The 575-nt window shown below is 61.6% G+C and carries 1 protein-coding gene; it reads right to left on the bottom strand.

Annotated elements, in window-relative coordinates; translation table 11 throughout:
* Positions 1 to 575, bottom strand: a 575-nt coding sequence (locus H6B10_RS15085; protein WP_243427421.1) for a phosphotransferase enzyme family protein, incomplete at both ends; no start/stop codon positions are given.

Genomic DNA, 575 nt, shown 5'->3' with positions numbered 1-575 from the left:
GGCCTGATGAAGAACATCTGCGGCGTGAACGAATACCTGCGCAAGCAGGCTGCCCAGCGGGGCGAAGACCCCGCCCGGGTGACCCTGCAGGTCATTCCCACCGTGGACGGCAAAGTTTACCTTGGAAAGGTCCGGTTCATCCTCGGCGCTGTGGTTGGCACCAAAGCGGATGGAGTCGCCGAAGTCGTTGGCGGCCAGACCCGGCATAACGGTGTCCAGGTCAATGACGCAGAGTCCCTCGCCGGATTCCTTGTCGAACAGGATGTTGTTCAGCTTGGTGTCGTTGTGGGTCACCCGCAGGGGCAGTTTTCCGGCAGCCAGCAGATCGGTCATGTAGGCACAATCCGCTTTGCGGGCGCGCACAAAGGCGATCTCGTCGGCCACGTCTTTGGCACGGCCCATCACGTCGGCAGCCAGGGCTTTCTCAAAGTTTTCAAAGCGGCGGGGCGTGTCGTGGAAGTGGGGAATGGTTTCGTGCAGGGTGGCGGCGGGATAGCCGGCCAGCTGCTTCTGGAAGTTGCCAAAGGCCACGGCACTCTGGTAGAAATCTTCCGGCGTCTTGACCTGCTGCAGGC

Source organism: Gemmiger formicilis (genome assembly GCF_016901605.1).
Classification (GTDB): Bacteria; Bacillota; Clostridia; order Oscillospirales; family Ruminococcaceae; genus Gemmiger; species Gemmiger formicilis_B.
Note: the sequence above shows the minus strand (reverse complement) of the source record. Positions and strands in the feature narration are given on the sequence as shown.